A 23,155-nucleotide genomic window follows, 5' to 3' on the forward strand; every position below is an offset into this window, starting at 1 on the left:
CCTGAACTCAGTTGGCCGTGGCCGGCGGCCGCGGATGGAAATGCATCGGCTGAGCGAGCGGCGTGGTGGTGGATGGGGCCAGCAATGGTTCGACGCCGTCAGTGCCCGGGCCGAAGCGTTCAAGTGCTTCGTCCATGTCGCGGATAGGGGGCACCTCGGCGGGTATCGGCACCACATCGGTCATTGACCGCAATACGGTGAATACGCCCGCGTACGGGCTTTCATCGCGTGCGAGACGATCGCCCAATGCAGCGAGAACGTGAATGGCCTCGCCCAGCAGCGTGCGTGCCTCGGTCGCGTCGATATTGCCCAGCACCTCGAGAAACAGCGGCACGTGATCGGGCAGTTCGTTGGTCGCCATTTCAAGACCATGCCGGCGATATTCATCGAGCAGATCGACCATCGCCTGTCCGCGGTCGCGGCTTTCGCCGTGAACGTGTTCGAACAGATGCAGGGAGTGCGCGGGGTTCCGATCGAACGTGGCGACGTAATTCTCCTGCAACTCGATCAACGGATGCGCGTTCAGCAACGTCAGCAGCGGCTGCAACGCGACTTGCGCGGCTTGGGGAAAGGCGCTGAGCGCTTGCTCTATCTCGTCCATGGCCAGAAGCAATTCGGGCTCGGGATAGTCGAGCAAGCTCGCGAGCAGCGTGTAGATGGATAGGGGTTTCAGTGTGTCGTTCACGACGCGGACTCCGTTTTCTTGCGTGACTTGGGCATGTCGGCGAACGCCACGCTGCCTTGTGGTTTCTTGCCGAACAACGATCCTTCCGACACCCCGCCCGAGCAGCCGTTGCCAAAGGTAAAGCCGCAACTGCCCTTGTCGTTGAAGCTGTCTTCCACGAGTTCCTTGTGCGACGAAGGCACCACGAAGCGATCCTCGTAGTTCGCGATGGCCATGGTCTGGTACATGTCCTCCACCTGGGCGGGCGTGAGGTTGAGGCCGTTCAGAAGTTCGGGTTCCGCGCGGCCGTGCACGACTTCGGCACGCTTGAACGCGCGCATCGCGAGCATGCGTTCCAGCGCGGACGTGACCGGCGCTTCGTCGCCGGCGGTCAGCAGGTTCGCCAGATACTTCACTGGAATACGCAGGCTCTTCACGTCCGGAATGATCCCGTCCATGCCGATATGTCCCGCGTCTGCCGCCGACTGAATCGGAGAAAGTGGGGGGATGTACCACACCATTGGCAAAGTCCGGTATTCCGGGTGCAGCGGGAACGCCACCTTCCATTCCACGGCCATCTTGTAGACGGGCGATTTGACCGCGGCGTCGAGCCAGCTTTGGGGAACGCCTTGCGCGAGCGCTTCTGCCCGCACAGCGGGGTCGTGCGGATCGAGGAACACGTCCAGTTGCGACTGGTATAAGTCCTGTTCGCGTTCAACCGACGCCGCTTCGCCAATTTTGTCGGCGTCATACAACAGCACGCCGAGATAGCGGATACGCCCGACGCACGTCTCCGCACAAACGGTCGGCTGACCGGCTTCAAGACGCGGATAACAGAAGATGCACTTCTCCGCCTTGCCGCTCTTCCAGTTGAAGTAGATCTTCTTGTAAGGGCAACCGGAGATGCACATGCGCCAGCCGCGGCACTTGTCCTGGTCGACCAGCACAATGCCGTCGTCCTCGCGTTTGTACACCGAGCCCGACGGGCACGACGCCACGCATGCAGGGTTCAGGCAGTGCTCGCACAGCCGCGGCAAGTACATCATGAAGGTGTTCTCGAAGGTCGAGTACATCTCTTTCTGCACGTTCTCGAACAGCGCGTCACGACCGCGTGACGAGAACTCGCCTCCAAGGTCATCCTCCCAGTTCGGGCCCCATTCGATCTTCTCCATCTTCTTGCCGGTGATGACGGACACGGGCCTGGCTGTTGGCGGCGTTTCAGATAGCCGCGCGTTCTGCAAATGCTCGTAGTCGAACGTGAAGGGCTCGTAGTAGTCGTCGATAGCAGGCAGATTGGGGTTCGCGAACAGGTTCGCGAGGACCTTGAGCTTGCCGCCCTGACGCGGATGGAGCTTGCCGCTCGCGTCGCGGGTCCAGCCGCCTCGCCACTTCTTCTGGTTCTGCCATTCCTTCGGATAGCCAATGCCCGGTTTGGTTTCCACATTGTTGAACCACGCGTACTCCACGCCGTCTCGCGAAGTCCACACGTTCTTGCACGTGACGGAGCATGTATGGCAACCGATGCATTTGTCCAGGTTCAAAACCATTGCGACTTGCGCACGGATTTTCATGATGCCGCTCCTTCGCTTTCATTGAGCGGGCCTTCGAGCCACGCTACTTTTTTCATCTTGCGTACGATCACATACTCGTCGCGGTTCGATCCCACGGTGCCGTAGTAGTTGAAACCATAGGCTTGCTGTGCATATCCGCCGATCATGTGCGTCGGCTTGAGCACCGTGCGCGTGACCGAGTTATGAATGCCGCCGCGCATGCCGCTTGTCTCCGCGCCCGGCACGTTGATGATCTTTTCCTGAGCGTGATACATCAGGCACATGCCGAGCGGCACGCGCTGACTCACCACCACGCGGGCAGTCAGCGTACCGTTCACGTTGAACACTTCCACCCAGTCGTTATCGATGAGACCGGCTTGCTTTGCTTCCGCTTCCGACACCCACACGTGCGGTCCGCCACGCGAGAGCGTCAGCATGCGCAGGTTGTCGGAATACGTGGAGTGGATGCCCCATTTCTGGTGTGGCGTGATCCAGTTGAGCACGAGCTCGTGCTCGCCGTTCGGCTTCGCGCCGAGCATCGCGGTGACGGTTTTCGTGTCAATAGCCGGGCGATACACGCACGAACCCTCGCCGAAATCCAGCATCCAGCGATGATCCTGATAGAACTGCTGGCGGCCCGTGAGGGTGCGCCATGGGATCAGTTCGTGCACGTTCGTATAGCCTGCGTTGTAGCTGACCTCCTCGGATTCGAGCCCTGACCAGGTCGGCGCCGAAATGATTTTGCGCGGCTGCGCCTGGACATCGCGGAAACGGATCTTGTCGTGCTCGCGGCCTTCGGCGAGGTGTGCATGTTCGCGTCCCGTGATCTTCGACAACGCTTGCCATGCCTTCACTGCAACGTGGCCGTTGGTTTCGGGCGCGAACGTGAGGATCATTTCAGCGGCGTCGATGGCGCTGTCAAGCCGCGGACGTCCATGGCTCACGCCCGGATCCGTGACCGTGTGCGTGATGTGCGCGAGTTCATCCACCTCATGCGCGCTGTTCCAGTTGATGCCCTTGCCGCCATTGCCCTGTGTATCCAGCAACGGACCCACGGACGTGAACTTGCGATAGACATCTTTGTAGTTGCGTTCGACCACCGTCATGGACGGCGCGGTCTTGCCGGGAATCAGGTCGCATTCACCGGCGCGCCAGTCCTTCGGCTCGAACGGCTGGCCGAGTTCGCCCGGGGTATCGTGCATGAGCGGCGTGCAGACCAGATCGGTACGGGTACCGAGATGCGCACCGCCGATCTCCGCAAACTTCTCTGCAATGCCCTTGTAGATTTCCCAGTCGCTCTTGCTCTCCCACAACGGCTGCACGGCTTCCGACAACGGGTGAATGAACGGATGCATGTCCGATGTATTCAGGTCGTCTTTCTCGTACCACGTCGCGGTCGGCAGCACGATGTCGCCGTAGAGACAGGTCGTGCTCATGCGGAAATCGAGCACGGTCAGCAGGTCGAGTTTGCCTTCAGCCGCTTCGCGCACATGGACCTGGCCGGGCATGATGGCGTCGTTTTCATCGGAGAAGAGGGCGTTCTGCGTGCCGAGCAAATACTTCAGGAAGTATTCGTGACCCTTGCCCGAACTGCCCAGGATGTTCGAACGCCAGACGAACATGTTGCGGGGGAAGTTGACGGGGTTGTCGGGGTCATCGCAAGAGAATTGCAATGCGCCCGACTTCAGGCGGTCGACCACGTAGTCCACCGGCTTCATGCCGGCACGGGCTGCTTCGTCGGTCAGATCGAGCGGATTCGCGCCAAGTTGCGGCGCACTCGGCAACCAGCCCATGCGCTCGGACTTCGCATTCAGGTCGAGCATGGCGAGGTTCGCATAGTTCGCCTTGTTCGCGGTCGGCGAAAGCACTTCGTTCAGCCCGACCTTCTCGTGACGCCACTGACTGGTGTGGTTATAGAAGAAGGACGTGCCGTTCATCTGCCGCGGCGGCTTCGACCAGTCGAGCGCGAACGCAAGCGGCGCCCAGCCGAATTGCGGCCGAAGCTTTTCCTGACCAACGTAATGCGCCCAGCCGCCGCCGCTCTTTCCTACGCATCCGCACATCATCAGGAGGTTGATGATGCCGCGATAAATCATGTCGTTGTGATACCAGTGATTGAGCGCGGCGCCCACGATCACCATGCTCTTGCCCTGCGTCTGATGGGCGTTCGTTGCGAACTCGCGGGCCACCTGGATCACGAGATTGCGCGGCACGGTGGTGTGCTTTTCCTGCCATGCGGGCGTGTACGGAACGTCGTCGTCGTAACTGCTGGCAACGTTCGGGCCGCCGAGTCCCTGGTCTACCCCGTAGTTCGCCATTTGCAAGTCGAACACGGTGGCGACAAGCGCGCTCGTGCCGTCCGCGAGCGTGACGCGCCGGGCGGGGACGTGACGTTCCAGCAGCGCGTTGTGCTCGCTGCCGAAGTAGGGGAAGCCGACTGTGACCACTTCGTCATGCGTGCCCGCAGTGATCATCGAGAGACGGGGGTCGATCGGCCGCCCGCTACCGCCGTCTTTCAGTTCGAGATTCCAGCGGCCGACCTTGCGGCCGTCGTTGTGCGCAGCTTCATTCCAGCGAAAGCCTACCGTGCCGTTGGGCGCGACGATCTGGCCGCTGTCTGCATCGATCAGGAGCGTCTTCCATTGCGCATTGTTCGCTTCGTCGAGGCTATCGGCGAGATGCGATGCGCGCAGGAACTGATCGGGCACCAGCATGCCATCGTTGTCGCGCTGTAGCACGAGCATGGGCATGTCGGTGTATTGCTTTACATAGTCGCGGAAATAAGCGGATTGGTTCGATGCGTTCGCTGCGTGGAATTCCTTCAGCACGACGTGCCCCATCGCCATTGCAAGCGCGGCGTCGGTGCCTTGTTTAGGCGCAAGCCAGATGTCGCCGAACTTGACCATCTCGCCGAAATCCGACGATACCGCTACCGTTTTCGTGCCCTTGTAGCGCACCTCGGTATAGAAATGCGCATCGGGGGTCCGGGTCTGCGGAATGTTCGAACCCCATACCATCAGATAGGTGGAGTTGTACCAGTCCGCGGATTCCGGTACGTCGGTCTGCTCACCCCAGACCTGCGGCGAAGCGGGCGGCAGGTCGCAGTACCAGTCGTAGAACGAGAGGCACACTCCGCCAATCAAGCTGAGATAACGCGAACCCGCTGCGTACGAGACCATGGACATGGCGGGAATCGGCGAGAAGCCAACCACGCGATCCGGCCCGAACTTGCCTATGGTGAACGCATTAGCCGCAGCGATCATTTCGTTAGCGGTGTCCCAGTCGGCGCGCACAAAGCCACCGAGGCCACGCACGCTCTTATAGCGTTTTGACTTGACCGGGTCCTGGCTGATCGACGCCCACGCGGCGACCGGATCGAGCGACTTGCGCGCCTCGCGCCACATTTCCATCAGGCGGCCGCGGATCATCGGATACTTGACGCGCTGCGCCGAATATACGTACCAGCTATACGACGCCCCACGCGGACAGCCGCGCGGTTCGTGATTCGGCAGGTCGGCGCGGGTGCGCGGATAGTCGGTCTGCTGCGTCTCCCAGACAATCAGCCCGCTCTTCACATAGACCTTCCACGAACACGAACCCGTGCAGTTCACGCCATGCGTGGAGCGCACGATCTTGTCATGTTGCCAGCGGGTTCTATAACCTTCTTCCCACTTGCGGTCTTCATTGACCACCGCACCGTGTCCGTTCGAAAACGTCGACTGCGTGCGCTTCACGAACTTCAGGCGATCCAGAAAATGACTCATTATTGTGTCCTGTGTCGAAGAGGGCGCGTCAGCAAGGCATGCTCGCGTTGCGGCGTGCGTAGCAGAACCACGTGATGGCGACGCACGTCACGTAGAACGCGATGAATACGTACAGCGCGGGTATGGCGGAACCGGTCATGTCGAGTGCGGTGCCGAAGGTCTTTGGAATGAAGAAGCCGCCGTACGCGCCAATAGCAGCGGAGAAACCGAGCACGGCCGCGGACTCCTTGCCGGCGTCGTGCATGGCCTGGCGTTGAGCTGCGGCATCCAGCCCCTTGGCGCGGCGCTGGTGCTCGGTCATGAAGATCACCGGGATCATGCGGAAGGTCGAACCGTTGCCAATGCCGGTCAGCATGAACAGCACGATGAACATGGCGAGGAAGCCCGCGAAGTTGCCTGCGTAGTTACCTGATACGCCCGTGGCGGGCATGAACGAGATCACGCCGAACACGGCGGCGATCATGCCGAGGAAAGTCCAGAGCGTCACGCGCGCGCCGCCCAGATGATCAGAGATCCAGCCGCCTACCGGACGCGCCAAGGCGCCCGCGAGCGGGCCGAGGAACGCATAGGCAGTGGGGTTGATCGACGGAAACTGGCTCTTGGTCAGCAGTGCAAAGCCTGCGGAGAAACCGATGAACGAGCCGAACGTGCCGATATAAAGCCAGCACATCAACCAGTTGTGCTTGCGCGTGAAGATCACGGCTTGCTCGGCGAAGGAGGCCTTTGCGTCGGCGATATCGTTCATCCCGAACCATGCCGCCAGCGACGCCACCACGATGAACGGTACCCAGATAAAGCCCGCGTTCTGCAGCCAGATACCTCGTTCGACCCCGTTCGCGAGGAACGTCTGACCATCCCCTGCGAGCGAAGCGAAGGCGGCCGTGGCGATCACGAGCGGCGTGACGAACTGCACCAGCGACACACCCAGATTGCCGATGCCGGCGTTCAATCCCGTCGCCAGTCCTTTGCGTGCCTTGGGAAAGAAGAAACTGATATTCGACATTGAAGAACTGAAGTTCGCGCCACCAAAACCGCACAGCAAAGCGAGCACGAGCAGGGTGGTATAGCTGGTCGACGGATCGCGCAAGGCGAACCCCATGCCGAGCGCGGGAATCAGCAGCGTGGCGGTAGAGACGGCGGTGAAGCGCCGGCCGCCGAAGATGGGCACGAGAAACGAATAGAAAATGCGCAGCGTCGCGCCGGACAGGGCGGGTAACGCCGTCAGCCAGAACAGTTCGTTCTTCGTGAAGTGGAAGCCGCCTTTATCCAGGTTGACGACAACGACGCTCCATAGCGACCACACGGCGAAGGCAAGCATCAGTGCCGGGATGGAGATCCACAGGTTGCGGTTGGCAATGGCCGAGCCGCGTGTTTTCCAGAATGCCGGATCTTCCGGCTCCCAGTTCTTGAGAAGATAGTCGGACATGTTTTTATCGGTTGGATTAGACAGGGGCGCGCGGCAGGACAGCGTCGCCATGCGAGCGGAAAGAGAAGGTCATCCAGATGAGGCTGACGGCGGTAGCGCCGAAAAGCAGCATGAAACAGGTGCTGCTCACGCCCGTCAGGTCGGCGAACAACCCGAACAGAATGGGTAGCGCGAAGCCGGCCAGGCCGCCCGCGAGACCGACTACGCCGGAGACCGCGCCGATGTTGCCGGTATATTCATCGGAGACGAACTTGAATACGGACGCCTTACCAATCGCCATTGCAATCCCTACGGTGAAAATCAGGACCGTGAATACGGTGGGCGAGAGCGCGATGTGAAACGCGAGCGGACCATGGGTCGACTGCACAATGAAGCCCGCGTCCGGATAGCTGAGCAAAAAGAAGCACGTAAGCACGGTCCACATCACGACCCACGTTGTTTTCTTCGCGCCGTAGCGGTCGGACAGCCATCCGCCAGCAGCACGAAGGACGCCGCCCGGCAGCGAGAAGCATGCAGCGAGCAAAGCCGCTTGCTCAATATGGAATCCATAATGATTAACGTAGTAATGCGGCAGCCACAGCGCCAGCCCAACGTAACCGCCGAACACGACCGAGTAATACTGCGAGTAACGCCATGCGCGACGGTCCTTCATCACGCGCAACTGGCTGGCGAAGCTCGGCGGATTGGCAATGCGATGGGCGGGATTCGTCGCCGATGTCATCCAGAAGAGAATGGCGGTAACGAGCATGGCGATGGCATACACCTTCGGCACGATCATCCACGTGCCGGCTGTCACGATCAACACGGGTGCAACGAATTTGGTGAGCGCAGCCCCCGAATTGCCGGCACCGAAGATGCCCATCGCGAGGCCCTGGCGTTCCTTCGGGAACCAGCGCGCCACATAGGGCGTACCGACCGAGAAACTGGCGCCGGCGAGACCGACCAGCAGTCCGAGCGCGATGAATTGCCAGAACTGCGTAGCGTAGGTGAGCATCCAGATGGGTATGACTGTCGCGAGCATCGTCAGGAAAAAGACGATACGTCCGCCGAAGCGGTCGGTGCAGATGCCGAGCGGGACGCGCGCCAGCGAGCCTGAGAGCACCGGCGTCGCGGCAATCAGGCCGAATTCTGTATCGGAGAGACCTAGTTGGGTCTTCAGCGGAATGCCCAGAATCGCGAACATCATCCAGATCGCGAAGCAGATGGTGAAAGCGAAGGTGCTCGACCACAGCACGCGCCAGGCGCGCGGATCGGCGGTTGCGTCATCGTGGGTGGCTTGGGACTTGCGTACGGCAGTCATATTGCTTGCCTGTCGATTAAATTTGCGTTGAGTTGGGAAATCACTGCAAGATTAGGAACTGCGCGACGTGCCGCCCATTCGCCGATGGGAGGACGCGACTCCATGTCGCTCCTCCGGCGGGACTAGTCCGAAAGGTGTAATTTGGAAGGGGATACGCTCGGCCAGCGCGGCCGGCGAGGCATGCTCCGCCACTCCGATGCAACGCAGCAAACCGCTGGACATGAGGACAGAACATGGCTGAAGACGACTTGAAGATCACCGTTTCACCGCAGCAGTTTTCCATCGACGTCATGCTGGAAAAGTATGCGAAGGGAGATGAAGCGGGCATTGACGATATTTATCGCCGGGTTGCGCGAGGCGTGGCAATGGCTGAGCCCGAGGCGCTGCGAAAGCAGGTCGAGATCGAATTCTTCGAGAATTTCCAGCGTGGTGCACTGGGCGCGGGCCGCATCATGAGCGCGGCCGGCACGGGTATCCAGGCAACGCTCATCAACTGCTTCGTGCAGCCGGTGGGCGACGCCATCCAGGGCGTGGACGAGGACGGTTTGCCGGGCATCTACGTTGCCTTGCTGCAGGCAGCCGAAACCATGCGGCGCGGCGGCGGCGTGGGTTACAACTTTTCCGCGATCCGTCCGAAGGGTGCACGCGTGCATTCCACGGGATCGTCGGCATCGGGGCCGTGCAGTTACATGGATGTTTTCGACGCGTCATGCAGGACCGTTGAAAGCGCCGGGTCGCGGCGCGGCGCCCAGATGGGCATTCTGGATTGCTCACATCCTGACCTGCTTGAATTTATCGCGGCAAAGCATGTGAAGGGGCGCTGGAATAACTTCAACGTATCGGTCGCGGTGACCGACGAGTTCATGCAAGCCGTTGCTGACGATACCCCGTGGCAGCTCGTGCATCGCGCCGAACCTTCACCGTCGGTCAAGGCATCGGCCGATGCGCGGCAGCGTGAAGACGGTCTGTGGGTTTATCGCGAAGTGCGGGCACGGGAAGTGTGGGACACGATCATGCGCTCGACCTATGACGTTGCGGAGCCAGGGGTGGTGTTCGTATCGCGCATGAACGACGACAACAACCTGCGAGCGGTGGAGACCATTCGCGCCACCAATCCGTGCGGCGAGCAGCCGTTGCCGGCCTACGGGTGCTGCAATCTTGGGCCGTTGAACCTGACGCGTTTCGTGCGTGAACCGTTCGCGCAGCGTCATGGAGGAACGCCAGTATTCGACTGGGATGGCTTGGCGAAAAGCACCCGCACGCAGGTTCGTTTTCTCGACGATGTGCTCGACGTAACGCTCTGGCCGCTACCCGAGCAAGACAGGGAAGCGCAGGCGAAGCGGCGCATAGGCGTGGGTTTTACGGGGCTCGGCGACACGCTTGTCATGCTCGGTGTGCGCTACAACTCGCAGGAGGGCCGCGATTTTGCGATACGTGTGGCGCAGACCATGCGCGACGAGGCGTATCGCGCGTCGGTGGAGCTGGCTCGCGAGCGTGGCGCGTTCCCGCTCTTCGATGCAAAAAAGTACCTTGAAACAGGTACTTTCGCGTCGCGCCTGCCGGATGACATCAAGGCGGAGATTCATCGCGACGGGATTCGCAACAGCCACCTGCTTTCCATTGCGCCGACCGGCACCGTGAGCCTGGCGTTCGCTGACAATGCGTCGAACGGCATTGAGCCGGCGTTCTCGTGGACTTACCAGCGTACCAAGCGCATGGCCGATGGCAGCCGGCAATCATTTTCAGTGGAGGATCATGCGTACCGCTTGTATCGCGAACTGGGCGGCGACGTGAAGGCGTTGCCGGAGTATTTCGTGAGCGCACTCGATATGCCCGCGAACGATCATCTGGAAATGATGGCGGCGGTGCAGCCTTTCGTCGATACCTCCATTTCGAAGACGGTCAATGTACCGGCCGATTATCCGTTCGACGCGTTCAAGGACCTTTACTTCGACGCATGGCGCCGCGGCCTGAAGGGGCTGGCTACCTACCGGCCGAACGACACGCTGGGTGCGGTGTTGTCGGTGACGCCGGAGACACCCGCGATCGTTGCATCCGATCCATCGGACGCGGCGGACGCAGAGGTTCAACTGGACCCGTTGCGCATTGCCATCGATCATCGTCCGCGCGGCGAGTTGCCGGCGATCATCGAGAAGGTGGAGTACCTCACGCAAGCCGGCAAGAAGTCGCTTTACGTAGCGGTGTCGTTCATGGAGATTACCGGGCGGCTGGGTGGCGAAGATGTCACTATCGAGCGGCCCATCGAGTTCTTCATACCAACGGGGCAACGCGACGAATCGCAGCAATGGATTACGGCGACGATGCGGTCATTGTCGCTGGCGGCGCGAGGTGGTTTTGTCGCGCGCAATCTGCAGGATATGCGCAAGGTATCGTGGGATCGTGGACAGGTGCGGCTGGGTGACGTCGAGCGTCCCGGTGGTCACAAAGCACCACGCTGGCACGATTCGGAAGTCGCGGCGCTTGCGTATGCGATCCAGCAGATCCTGTATCGGCGAGGTTTCCTCGATATCGAGGGCGGTCAGCTACCGTCGCGCTTGCTTGCGCAGCGTCGGCATGAGAGTGCGCAGGCGGGGCTTGTATCGGCGTCATCCGAATCCAGCGATGACGAGATCACCGCGGTTGTGGAGGACAACGCAGACGCTGGCAACCCGCATGCGCTACTGCCCATTCCAGGCCGCAAGTGCCCGACTTGTGGTGCCAACGCGATGATCCGCAAGGACGGTTGCGACTTCTGTACAGCGTGCGGCGAAATAGGCGCGTGCGGTTAAAGCGTGAATGCCCCGCATGAGTGCCTGATCACTTTTACCCGCGATCAGGCACTCAGCCAGATTAATGCACGCTCACATTCAAGCTGTTGATTGCCACCAGCGCGGACTTGATGAGTCCGCGCTGGCCAAGCGTTGAATCGCTCAACCTGCCGCAGAATCTGCCCATTCCGCTGCCTGACGCTCGCTCGTTGCTTGCGGCCTGTATGGGCGCCATTGCGGGGCTGCCGGAAGCCAGTCGTCGAGCGCGGAGAAGTCTTCAAGGGGTACTGATTCATTCATGATGGACTCCTTTATTTACTGGGCGTTGGCGTTGCCGCTTTGTGTCACCGATCCGTTCGCGAACTCCACGATAGAACGATTGCGTTGTTCCGCAGCTGCTGCGTCGCGTGCACGTTGTTCGTGCTGCTCGGCAATGGCGATTCCCGCCATGCTGCGCTCAGGGTAGGTGTTGCGGTTCAGCGCGGGCAGTGTGCCGTTGGCATAGGATGCCGCCAGTTCGGCGCGGACTTGCGCGCGAGTCATGGTGCTTTGGCTGGTCACTGCGGTTTGATAAGTGCCTGCGTGCCCAATGCCGCCGTCAGCGAATGCGGTAGTGGAGACAATGGCTGAGATAGCGGAAAGCGAGAGTGTTGCGATAGCGGTTTTCATGGGTGCTGCTCCTGTCGATTCATTCGATAAGCATCGAGCGGAGTCGATGCTATCGGACTGATAGCGGGGCAGCGGGCGTCGATCCAGGCAATGAGCCTAAGCAACGAAAGAGAATGACATCGACTAATCGACGGGCCGCGCTGCGACAGGATGAAATGTAGTCAAGTGAGCGCTGCGGATAAATGATCGTTAAGCGAAAAGATTAATCGCGCTGCGCGAATAATCGAAGGAGCCCTTATGGAAAGGGCTTTTGCGACAGAACCACTATGAGTGAAAGGGATTTAAGCCCATACCGGTGGGAGGGTCGCTCGCGCCGGTGGACGGGGTGGGGTTTGGGTTGTTTTTGGGGTTAGTGGTCGGGGGTGATGCCGGGGTGGTCGGTTGTGGGGGTAGTGGGCGGGGTCTATGCCGGGTTGGTCGGTTCTGGGGGTAGTGGTCGGTCGGGTTCATTGCCGGGTTGGTGCTTTCGGCCGTGGTGGTCTGCGAGAGTCGGATTTTCTCTTTATCACTATTAGCCACTGTGCGTGGCGGCACGTCATTTCTTTGTCCAAAGCGACAAAGAAACGAAGCAAAGAAAACGCTTTCAACCACGCTACCCTAAGTGTCCACAGCGTGCAGTTTTCATTCATGGGTGCCCCAAAAGCACGGTGCTCGCCAGAGCGGAGGATGTGTGAACCCCTCCTTCTCCGAACACCGATACCCACACGCTTCGCCACCAGTGATTGAATCTGCCCAAGGAGCACCCCGCGCTATCCGCGGACGACCAACCACCGAATTTGTATGCACGACGAACCACGTCGCCAACCTACCGGGTAATAAAGCCCGAAATATGTAGGGCCGTAACCGACGAAAATAATCGTGTAAGCACGCAGCCAACTCACCAAAAACTGAAGCACTAAGCACGCATCGAGTTGCTAGGCACCACGCTGTGATTCACGAATATGGCCGTACGAACCAGGCTGCTAACCCATCAAAAACCACGGTCGGCAGAACGCGTGAGGCCGCGCGGGTTCCTTGGCAATGGTGCTTGCCCGAGAGCGTACGGGGCGAAGCGTGTTCGTGTCAGGATTCGCGAGAAGGAGGGGTTCACACATCCGTGGCTCTGGCGAGCACCGTGCTTTTGGGGCACCTATGAATGAAAACTGCACGCTGTGGACACTTAGGGTAGCGTGTTTGAAAGCGTTTTCTTTGCTTCGTTTCTTTGTCGCTTTGGACAAAGAAATGACGTGCCGCCACGCACAGTGGCTAATAGTGATAAAGAGAAAATCCGACTCCTGCAGACCACTAACGCCGAAAGCAACAACCCGGCATCAACCCCGACCGCTAACCCCAGAACCGACCAACTCAGCACTGACCCCGACCGCTAACCCCATAACCGACCAACCCGGCACTGACCCCGACCGCCGCTTCCAAACCCATCATCCCTCAAACCCGTCCACCGGCGCGAGCGAAAATCAATTTCGCAACAGCGTCAAAGAGCGAGGGACCCAACCCGAACAAGGGCCATAAGCAAAACAAAACAAAGCAAAACTAAACCACCACCTCAGCGGTGCCGGCAACATCCGGCGTCCCATGCTTGACGATTGATTTCGCTGGCGTAGCCGTCGGCAGACAACGCTGCTCGGCATCCTCCTGCCCAGAAAGCAGCGGACACCGTTCAAACAACTCCGCAGCCCAGTCAACAAAAACCCGCACTTTAGGCGACAAATGCCGGTTATGCGGATAAACCACTGAAATCGGCATGGGCAACGGTTTCCACTGCGGCAGCACCTCGACCAGTTCACCGGAGCGCAAATGCGGAAGGGCCATGAACCTCGCTATCTGAACGATTCCAACCCCTTTGACGCCGCACGCGATATAAGCCTCGGCATCATTCACGGCAATCTTCCCGCGCATCTTCACGTCGACGGATTTCCCATCGACGACAAAATCCATATCCATCACGCGGCCGGTGCGGCTGGAGAAATAATTCACGGCCGTGTGCTGCTGCAAATCATCGATGGTGTGCGGTACGCCATGAAGCTCGAGATAATCCGGACTCGCCGCGGTCAGGCCCTGAAATACGCCGATCCGCCGCGCGACAAGACTGGAATCCTGCAGCGTTCCCACGCGAATGACGCAATCCACGCCTTCCTGGATCAGGTCGACCGGTTTGTCGCCGAAACCGACCATCAACTCGATGTCCGGATAACGCGCGTGGAATTCACAAAGCTGGGGCATGACGATCATGCGCCCGATCGACCCCGGCATATCGACGCGCAATTTACCGCGCGGACCCTTGCCGGTATTGGCGAACGAACTCTCGGTTTCCTCGATGTCCGCCAGGATCCGCACGCAGCGCTCGTAATACGCGGCGCCGTCCGGCGTGAGGTTCAGGCGTCGTGTCGTGCGTTGCAGGAGACGCACGTTGAGGAACGCTTCGAGGTTCTGAATGATCGTTGTCACCGAGGCGCGCGGCATGTCCAGCGTGTCCGCCGCGCGTGAAAAACTATTGGTGTCGACAACCCTTGTAAACACCTGCATAGCTTGTAGCCGGTCCATTTTTCTCTCACCGTCAATGCTTTGCGGCGTCCGGAATAAGGATGCCGCTCAGACAGGAATGGGCAGTTTCGATTGCGATTGTTCGGTGCGACCGAATTGTGTTGCCGGATTATAGGCATTTATTTCAAATGTCGTTGCCCCCAGAATTCGTTCCATCGCAACTCGGGTGGGATGGCGCGGACGCGCTGAAAATAATCATGGTATCGACGCTGGATCTGGGCCTCTGCATAGAGGATGTTCGAATCGCGGGACATGCGCAACCCATAACCTTGCGCAGTTATCGCCCCGCCTCGGACGGTACCGTCCTGCCTGTCGTGCTCTATTTCCATGGCGGCGGCTTTGTGCGCGGCACGCTCGATGACGCCGACGTTACCGCCAGCACCATTGCCCGCGATACAGCCGCGTGGGTTATTTCGGTGGGCTACTCACTGGCCCCGGCTTTCCCGTTTCCCGCGGCTCCCGAGGATGCTTACCGGGCGGCGCAATGGGCCGTGGCGAACGCTCGTGCGCAACGCGCGGATGCAAACCGCATCGGGGTCGCGGGGCACGACGCAGGCGGCAACCTGGCCACGTGTCTCGCGGCGATCGCGCGGGATCGCGGCGACATCGTGATCCTGGCGCAAGCGCTGCTCGCGCCGTTGCTCGACCCAAGCATGACGCGCGTGGCCGACGAGAACAAGGTGCGCTCGCCCGACATCTGCATGACGGAGTGCGCGCAGTGTTATCGCGCGTATCTGCCGAACGCTTCACAACGGCTTCATCCGTATGCAGCGCCGCTGGAATCGCGGCGCCTGGCCGGTCTGCCGCCTGCGCTGATCGCAAGCGCGCAGCATGACCTGCTGCATATCGAGGCAGAGAAATATGCCGGCGAACTGATTGCCGCGGGCGTACCGACGGAAGTCACGCGGCACGTCAATGCATCGCATAACGCGCTTGCAGCGGACCCGGCCGCACTCGCCGACGTGGTGGCGTTCTTCAAGAAACGGCTTCGCGCGCAGACGCTTGCGCCGCTCGCGGCACACTAAAAAATTTAATAAATCTCAACGACTTAATCGGAGCAACGCATGTCCATCACTCGCAAACGTCTTACCGTCGCGCTAGGCGCCGCGCTGGTCGTCGCAGGCATCGGAACATTCACTGCCATGCACGGTTTCGGCCGCGGCGATCTGCCGGTGAACGGTGCCGAAGCTGCCATCAAGCCGTCGGCGCCCGCCACGGAAGTGGATGTCGCCACGGTGGTCTCGAAGACCATCACCGACTACCAGAACTATTCGGGCCGCCTGGAAGCGATCGACAAGGTCGAGATCCGTCCGCTCGTGCCGGGGACTATCGTCGCGGTGCATTTTGCCGATGGCGCACTGGTGAAGAAGGGCGATCCGCTCTTTACCATCGACCCGCGGCCGTATGTGGCGCAAGTCGATCAAGCCGCGGCGCAACTCGCGGCGGCCCAGGCTCGCAACGGTTATACATCGACCGATGCCGCGCGTGCGGAGCGCTTGCTGGCGGACAACGCTATTGCCAAGCGTGATTACGACGAAAAGCAGAACGCGTCGCACGAAGCCGCGGCGAACCTGAAGGCTGCACAAGCGGCGCTCGAGACGGCGAAGATCAACCTGACGTACACGCAGATCGTGGCGCCGGTGTCGGGCCGGGTGTCGCGTGCGGAAATGACTGTTGGCAACATCGTGTCGACGGGTTCCAGCGCGCCGCTGCTGACCACGCTGGTGTCGGTGTCGCCCATCTACGCCTCGTTCGACGTCGATGAACAAACCTACCTGCGTTATCTGAGCCGCGACTCGCGTGCAAGCGTGCCGGTCTCGCTCGGCCTCGCGAATGAAGATGGTTTCTCGCGCGAAGGCAAGGTCGCATCCGTCGATAACCAGCTCGATACGGGCTCGGGCACGATCCGCGTGCGGGCACGTTTCGATAACGCCGACGGCACGCTTGTGCCGGGCCTTTATGCACGCATCAAGGTAGGCGGAGGCACGCCGCATCCGGCCGTGCTGATCGACGATGCCGCCATCGGGACCGACCAGGACAAGAAGTTCGTGATGGTGGTCGATCCAGACAACCGCGTGCAGTACCGCGAAGTCACGCTCGGCACGTTGAGCGACGGCCTGCGCGTGATCGCGAAGGGCTTGCAGCCGGGCGAACGCATCGTGGTGAACGGCCTGCAGCGCGTGCGCCCGAACGATGTCGTGAAGGCCAATTCCGTAGCAATGGCGAGTGCGTCGCCGGCTAAAGACGCTTCATAAGACGCGCTTCATAAGACGCTTAACAGCGGCTCCTCGTGTGTGTAGTACGTGGCGGGTTTGTTCCTGACGGGATGGACCGGCCGGCGGCTACGCGCGCGCAGCCTCTCATGCAGATAAAGAAAACGTCATGAACATTTCCAAGTTTTTCATCGACCGCCCGATCTTTGCGGGTGTGCTGTCGGTGCTCCTGCTGCTGGCGGGCATCATTGCCATGTTCAAGCTGCCGATCTCCGAATATCCGGAAGTCGTGCCGCCGTCCGTGGTCGTCCATGCGCAGTATCCGGGCGCGAATCCGAAGGTGATCGCTGAAACGGTGGCGTCGCCATTGGAAGAGCAGATCAACGGCGTGGAAGACATGCTGTACATGCAGTCGCAAGCCAATAGCGACGGCAACCTGACCATCACGGTGACGTTCAAGCTCGGCACCGACCCGGACAAGGCGCAGGAGCTGGTGCAGAACCGCGTGTCGCAAGCGCTGCCACGTTTGCCGGAAGACGTGACGCGGCTCGGCGTGACGACCATCAAGTCGTCGCCGACGCTCACCATGGTGGTTCACCTGAACTCGCCGAATAACCGCTACGACATGACGTATCTGCGCAACTACGCGCTGATCAACGTGAAGGACCGGCTTGAGCGAATCCAGGGCGTGGGCGAAGTTCAGCTGTGGGGTTCAGGCGATTACTCCATGCGTATCTGGCTCGATCCGCAAAAGGTCGCGCAGCGTGGCATGACGGCAACCGACATAGTCAACGCGATCCGTGAGCAGAACGTGCAGGTGGCCGCCGGCGTGATCGGGGCGTCGCCGACTTCGTCGAACGTACCGCTGCAACTGAACGTGAATGCGCAAGGCCGCTTGCAGACCGAAGCGGAGTTCAGGGACATCGTGCTCAAGACGTCGCCTGACGGCGCGGTCACGCATCTGGGTGACGTGGCACGGGTCGAGTTGGCTGCATCGGAATATGGCTTGCGTTCGCTGCTCGACAACAAGTCGGCGGTCGCCATGGCGATCAACCAGCAACCTGGTGCGAACTCGCTGCAGATCTCCGATTCGGTCCGCGAGACCATGAAGGAATTGAAGGCGGACATGCCGGCGGGCGTCGATTATCAAATCGTCTATGACCCGACGCAGTTCGTGCGTTCGAGTATTGAGGCGGTGATTCATACGCTGATCGAAGCCATCGCGCTGGTCGTGCTGGTGGTGATCGTGTTCCTGCAAACCTGGCGCGCGTCGATCATTCCGTTGCTGGCGGTGCCGGTGTCGATCATCGGTACGTTCTCGTTGCTGCTGGCGTTCGGCTTCTCGATCAACGCGTTGTCATTGTTCGGGATGGTGCTGGCAATCGGGATCGTGGTGGATGATGCGATCGTGGTGGTGGAGAACGTCGAACGCAATATCGAGGCGGGGTTATCGGCGCGAGAGGCCACCTATCAGGCCATGCGCGAAGTGAGCGGGCCGATTATCGCCATCGCGTTGACGCTGACCGCCGTGTTCGTGCCGCTCGCATTCATGTCCGGCCTGACGGGTCAGTTCTACAAGCAGTTCGCAATGACCATCGCCATCTCTACGGTGATCTCGGCGTTCAACTCGCTGACGTTGTCGCCGGCGTTGGCAGCCCTGTTGCTGAAGGGCCATGACGAACCGAAGGACTGGCTTACCCGCGGCATGGATCGTGTGTTCGGTGGTTTCTTCCGCCAGTTCAACAAGGTCTTCAAGCGTGGTTCGGAGAATTACGGCAAGGGCGTAACGGGTGTCATCAACCGCAAGGCGCTGATGATGGGCGTGTACGTCGTGCTGTTGTGCGGCGCTGTGCTGATGAGCAAGGTCGTGCCCGGCGGTTTCGTGCCAGCGCAGGACAAGGAGTATCTGATCAGCTTTGCGCAATTGCCTAACGGCGCGTCGCTCGATCGTACCGAGGCCGTGATTCGCCAGATGACGGATATCGCGAAGCAAACGCCGGGCGTACAGAGCGCGGTGGAGTTTCCGGGCTTGTCGGTGAATGGCTTCACGAATTCATCGAGCGCCGGCATTGTGTTCGTGACGCTCAAGCCGTTTAGCGAGCGCAAGGGTGCAGCACTGTCGGCAGGTGCCATTGCGGGTTCGTTGAATCAGAAATATGCGGCGATCAAGGGCTCGTTCATTGCTGTGTTCCCGCCGCCGCCGGTGCTCGGCCTGGGGACGCTGGGCGGCTTCAAGTTGCAACTGGAAGACCGTGGCGCGCTGGGCTACGCCGCACTGAACGACGCTACGCAGGCGTTCATGAAGCGTGCATCGGAGGCGCCTGAACTGGGCCCGACGTTCTCGAGCTATCAGATCAACGTGCCGCAACTGAACGTGGATCTGGACCGGGTGAAGGCGAAGCAACTTGGCGTATCCGTGACCGATGTATTCAGCACGATGCAGGTGTACCTGGGTTCGCTGTATGTGAACGACTTCAACCGCTTCGGCCGTGTCTACCAGGTCCGGGTACAGGCGGATGCGCCGTTCCGGTCGAGTTCGGAAGACATCGGGCTGCTCAAGACGCGTAACGCGAATGGTGAGATGGTGCCGCTGTCGTCGCTCGTGAAGGTGACGCCGACCTATGGTCCCGAGATGGTGGTGCGCTACAACGGCTACACCGCTGCCGACATCAACGGTGGTCCGGCTCCGGGTTATTCCTCGGGCCAGGCGCAGGCTGCGGTTGAACGCATTGCGGCTGAAACGCTGCCGCGGGGCATCAAGTTCGAATGGACCGACCTGACGTACCAGCAGATTCTTGCAGGCAATGCGGCCATGTGGGTGTTCCCGATCAGCGTACTGCTCGTGTTCCTCGTGCTGGCTGCCCTCTACGAAAGCCTGACGCTGCCGCTCGCCGTGATCCTGATCGTGCCCATGAGCATTCTCTCGGCGCTGGTCGGCGTGTGGCTCACGAAGGGTGACAACAACATCTTCACGCAGATCGGCTTGATGGTGCTGGTGGGCTTGTCGGCGAAGAACGCCATCCTGATCGTGGAATTTGCGCGAGAGCTGGAAATGCAGGGACGTTCGATCGTGGAGGCGGCTATTGAAGCCAGCCGTCTGCGCTTGCGGCCGATCTTGATGACGTCGATCGCTTTCATCATGGGCGTGGTGCCACTCGTGCTGTCGTCGGGCGCGGGTTCGGAAATGCGCCATGCAATGGGCGTGGCGGTGTTCTTCGGCATGCTCGGCGTGACGCTGTTCGGCCTGATGCTCACGCCGGTGTTTTATGTGCTGTTGAGAAAGCTGGCTGGCGGCGAACATCTCGTCGACAAGCATGGCCACAATCCGCACATGCGCGGTGTCAATGCTTCGCTCGAAGCATGAGAGAGATTGAAATGAAAACGTTGAATACAAAGCGATGGCTGGGATTGTCGGCGTTACTTGGGCTCTTGCTGGTCGTCGCGGGCTGCTCGCTTGCGCCGACCTACACGAAGCCCGACGTGAACGCGCCGGCAGCCTTCAAGGAAACACCGCAGGAAACAACGCAGCAAACGGCGTTGGCCCCTTCAGAACAGGGCACGTGGAAGACCGCGCAACCATCGGAACAGGTGCTGCGCGGTGAATGGTGGACGGTCTTCAACGACCCCACGCTCAACGATCTGGAACATCAGGCGCTTGAGGCGAACCAGAACCTGAAGGCAGCGGCCGCGCGGGTGAAGGAATCGCGCGCGATCAACCAGACCGCGCGGGCAGGCTTGTTCCCGACTCTCGATGCAGGCTTCGGTCCGACGCGCGAGAAGGTCTCGCCGTCCTCGCAGTTCCTTCCGGCCAACGCGAACGTACCGGCACAGACCTTGTGGCGCGCGGAGGGGAGTGCGTCGTATGAAGTGGATCTGTTCGGTCGCGTGTCGGACTCGGTGAGGGCTGCAAACGCCGACACCGAGCAAAGCGAAGCGCTGTTCCGGTCCGTGCAACTTGCGTTGCAGGCAGACGTGGCACAGAACTACTTCAACCTCCGCGAACTCGATTCGGAAAGCGATGTTTTTACGCGTACCGTCACGCTGCGCGAGCAAGCCTTGAAGCTCGTGCAGAATCGCTTTAACGAAGGCGAGATCAGCGAGCTCGACGTGGCGCAGGCCAGGTCGGAACTTGCCACAGCCAAGTCCGACGCCATGACGGTGCAGCGCTTGCGCGCCGCGTCCGAGCACAGCCTCGCGGTGCTGCTGGGTAAGTCGGCCTCGCAGTTCTCGATGGCGGCGAACCCGCTGAATCCCGTCGATATCAAGATTCCGCCGGGCCTGCCTTCTTCGTTGCTCGAACGCCGGCCGGACATCGCGGCGGCGGAACGTGCAATGGCGGCGGCGAACTCGCGTATCGGCGTGGCGAAGTCGGCGTTTTTCCCCTCGCTCAACATAACGGGCTCGGGTGGATTCGAATCGGCTACGCTTGGCGATCTCTTCAACTGGTCGAGCCGTACGTTCCTGCTCGGACCGTTTGCGGGCACGGCGTTGTCATTGCCAATCTTCGACGGCGGACGTCGCAAGGGCAATCTCGCGAACGCACGCGCGATCTACGAAGAGGATGTCGCGAACTATCGGCAGCAGGTGCTGGTGGCTTTCCAGGAGGTGGAGGACAACCTCTCCGAGCTGCGCATCCTGCAGGATCAGACACGCACGCAAGCCGAAGCGGTAAGTGCGTCGAACCGGGCAGCGCAGCTTTCCCGCTCGCAGTACACCGAGGGCGCGGTCACTTATCTTGACGTGATCGATGCCGAACGTACCGTGCTGCAGTCGCAGCGCGCGGCGGTGCAACTGGCGGGCGTGCAGGCTACGTCGACGGTGAACCTGATCCGCGCACTGGGCGGTGGTTGGGGCGAGTTGCCGGCTGCGCCTGTCTCGCCTGCCGCACCTGCTACACCTGTTACGCCCGCCGCAGATGCAAGCGTCGCGTCGCGCTAGGCATTAAACGCTGCACTGGAAGCGCGATTGTTCAACCCGCGCGACAAGTGTCTTCGATTACAGCGGGTTTATCCGGAGGCTCCCGATCCGTAGAATTACAACATGGATACGGGAGCCGTCATGAAAGCTTTAATCGAACGACAACTCTACCGACCCGCCGTCGTTCTACCGCTGTTGGTCTTGATGCGCCTGATGGTGACGCTCGATTTCAACCTGATGCAAGTGACGTTCGTCGTGGTCATGAAGGGTTCGCAATACATGTTTCAAGCGGTATTCAGGCGTCGCCACGATCAAACCGATCGTAGCAATGTCCGTGCGCCGCAGGTCCATGCCCTGCATGACAAGACCTGTCACTGCTAACACCTTTATCGCTCAATATATTTCCGGCACGATGATGCTTTCGGGTACGGGCTGGCGCAGGTAATCTTCGTTGTACACGCGGTCGGGCAATTCGATCGTGGGGTGCTCGATCTCGTGATACGGCACCTGACTCAGCAGATGGTGAATGCAGTTGAGCCGAGCGCGTTTCTTGTCCACGGCCTGCACGACCCACCACGGCGCTTCGGGAATGTGCGAGCGGTTCAGCATCTCCTCCTTCGCGTGCGTATAGGCTTCCCAGCGACGACGGCTTTCCAGGTCCATCGGACTCAGCTTCCACTGTTTTAACGGATCTTGAATACGCGCCTGGAAGCGAACTTCCTGTTCGTCGTCGGTGATCGAGAACCAGTACTTCAGGATCTGCACGCCGCTGCGCGCGAGCATCTTTTCGAATTCCGGCACGGAGCGAAAGAACTCTTCGTACTCGGCATCGGTACAGAAATTCATCACGCGTTCCACGCCCGCCCGGTTGTACCAGCTGCGGTCGAACAGCACGATCTCGCCGCCAGCGGGCAGATGCGAAACGTAACGCTGGAAATACCATTGAGTGCGTTCGCGATTGTTCGGTGCGGGCAAGGCGGCGACCCGGCAAACCCGCGGATTCAGCCGCTGCGTGATGCGCTTGATCGCGCCGCCCTTGCCGGCGGCGTCGCGCCCTTCAAAGATCACCACCAGCCGGTGGCCGCTGGCGACAACCCAGTCCTGCAGCTTGACGAGTTCACCTTGCAGGCGGAACAGTTCGCGAAAGTAGATCTTGCGCTGCTCGCGCGCTTCGGCGGAAAACGCGCCCTCGCCGTCGAGGATGCGGTCGTCGACTTCCATCTCGAGTTCTTCGTCGTAACTGTCGATCAGGTCTTCTTCGAAGCGGCGCTGTTTATCCTGCGAAATCATGGGAAGCTCCGTTGGTTGGGCGTGTTGACCGCGTTGACTGGTCCCTGCAGGCA

General features: G+C 60.4%; 15 protein-coding genes. 6 read left to right on the plus strand and 9 right to left on the minus strand.

What is annotated here, in order from left to right:
• Nucleotides 1–7: 7 nt before the first annotated feature.
• Genes narJ through ACSQ36_RS23590 form a run of 5 tightly spaced genes read right to left on the minus strand, consistent with a single transcriptional unit; the run spans nt 8 to nt 8,704 of the window.
• Nucleotides 8–685 carry a nitrate reductase molybdenum cofactor assembly chaperone gene (gene narJ / locus ACSQ36_RS23570; protein WP_436183790.1) on the minus strand — a complete coding sequence of 226 codons (678 nt, stop codon included), beginning with the start codon at nt 683–685 and terminating at the stop codon, nt 8–10.
• A complete protein-coding gene (narH, locus tag ACSQ36_RS23575; protein ID WP_436183791.1) occupies nt 682–2,235 on the minus strand; it encodes a nitrate reductase subunit beta in 1,554 nt (517 codons plus the stop codon). Before narH ends, narJ begins: the two co-directional genes overlap by 4 nt.
• A complete protein-coding gene (locus ACSQ36_RS23580; RefSeq protein ID WP_436183792.1) occupies nt 2,232–5,978 on the minus strand; it encodes a nitrate reductase subunit alpha in 3,747 nt (1,248 codons plus the stop codon). The genes narH and ACSQ36_RS23580 overlap by 4 nt, the downstream gene beginning before the upstream one ends.
• A 28-nt stretch (nt 5,979–6,006) precedes the next feature.
• A complete protein-coding gene (locus ACSQ36_RS23585; protein WP_436183793.1) occupies nt 6,007–7,404 on the minus strand; it encodes a NarK family nitrate/nitrite MFS transporter in 1,398 nt (465 codons plus the stop codon).
• A gap of 16 nt (nt 7,405–7,420) precedes the next feature.
• Entirely contained in the window at nt 7,421–8,704 is a 1,284-nt protein-coding gene (locus ACSQ36_RS23590) for an MFS transporter (protein ID WP_436183794.1), read from the minus strand.
• Nucleotides 8,705–8,937: 233 nt separating this feature from the next.
• Between ACSQ36_RS23590 and ACSQ36_RS23595 the strand changes: the two genes are divergently transcribed.
• A complete protein-coding gene (locus ACSQ36_RS23595; protein ID WP_436183795.1) occupies nt 8,938–11,493 on the plus strand; it encodes an adenosylcobalamin-dependent ribonucleoside-diphosphate reductase in 2,556 nt (851 codons plus the stop codon).
• 141 nt (nt 11,494–11,634) lie between these two features.
• Here ACSQ36_RS23595 and ACSQ36_RS23600 read toward each other — a convergent pair whose 3' ends face one another.
• From ACSQ36_RS23600 to ACSQ36_RS23610, 3 genes are all read right to left on the minus strand, one after another.
• Nucleotides 11,635–11,772 carry a hypothetical protein gene (locus tag ACSQ36_RS23600; RefSeq protein WP_213762182.1) on the minus strand — a complete coding sequence of 46 codons (138 nt, stop codon included), beginning with the start codon at nt 11,770–11,772 and terminating at the stop codon, nt 11,635–11,637.
• 15 nt (nt 11,773–11,787) lie between these two features.
• On the minus strand, nt 11,788–12,141 hold the full coding sequence (locus ACSQ36_RS23605) for a DUF4148 domain-containing protein (RefSeq protein ID WP_213762183.1): 354 nt from the start codon (nt 12,139–12,141) through the stop codon (nt 11,788–11,790).
• 1,530 nt (nt 12,142–13,671) lie between these two features.
• Nucleotides 13,672–14,682 carry a LysR family transcriptional regulator gene (locus tag ACSQ36_RS23610; protein ID WP_213762184.1) on the minus strand — a complete coding sequence of 337 codons (1,011 nt, stop codon included), beginning with the start codon at nt 14,680–14,682 and terminating at the stop codon, nt 13,672–13,674.
• Nucleotides 14,683–14,879: 197 nt separating this feature from the next.
• Here ACSQ36_RS23610 and ACSQ36_RS23615 point away from each other — a divergent pair, with 197 nt between their 5' ends.
• The 5 genes from ACSQ36_RS23615 to ACSQ36_RS23635 all read left to right on the plus strand — a co-directional run bounded on the left by ACSQ36_RS23615 (nt 14,880) and on the right by ACSQ36_RS23635 (nt 22,193).
• On the plus strand, nt 14,880–15,707 hold the full coding sequence (locus ACSQ36_RS23615; protein ID WP_436184929.1) for an alpha/beta hydrolase fold domain-containing protein: 828 nt from the start codon (nt 14,880–14,882) through the stop codon (nt 15,705–15,707).
• Between the two features lie 39 nt (nt 15,708–15,746).
• Entirely contained in the window at nt 15,747–16,937 is a 1,191-nt protein-coding gene (locus ACSQ36_RS23620) for an efflux RND transporter periplasmic adaptor subunit (protein WP_436183796.1), read from the plus strand.
• A 127-nt stretch (nt 16,938–17,064) separates the two neighbouring features.
• Entirely contained in the window at nt 17,065–20,259 is a 3,195-nt protein-coding gene (locus tag ACSQ36_RS23625) for an efflux RND transporter permease subunit (protein ID WP_436183797.1), read from the plus strand.
• A gap of 11 nt (nt 20,260–20,270) precedes the next feature.
• Nucleotides 20,271–21,833, plus strand: coding sequence for an efflux transporter outer membrane subunit (locus ACSQ36_RS23630; protein WP_213762187.1), 1,563 nt, complete (start codon nt 20,271–20,273; stop codon nt 21,831–21,833).
• A gap of 120 nt (nt 21,834–21,953) precedes the next feature.
• Entirely contained in the window at nt 21,954–22,193 is a 240-nt protein-coding gene (locus tag ACSQ36_RS23635; protein WP_436183798.1) for a hypothetical protein, read from the plus strand.
• A 12-nt stretch (nt 22,194–22,205) separates the two neighbouring features.
• Here ACSQ36_RS23635 and ppk2 read toward each other — a convergent pair whose 3' ends face one another.
• Nucleotides 22,206–23,102 (minus strand): polyphosphate kinase 2, encoded by an 897-nt coding sequence (ppk2, locus tag ACSQ36_RS23640; protein WP_213762188.1) that lies wholly within the window; start codon nt 23,100–23,102, stop codon nt 22,206–22,208.
• Nucleotides 23,103–23,155 lie beyond the last annotated feature (53 nt).

Origin of the sequence: Caballeronia sp. LjRoot34, from assembly GCF_964253815.1 — a bacterium.
GTDB lineage: Bacteria > Pseudomonadota > Gammaproteobacteria > Burkholderiales > Burkholderiaceae > Caballeronia.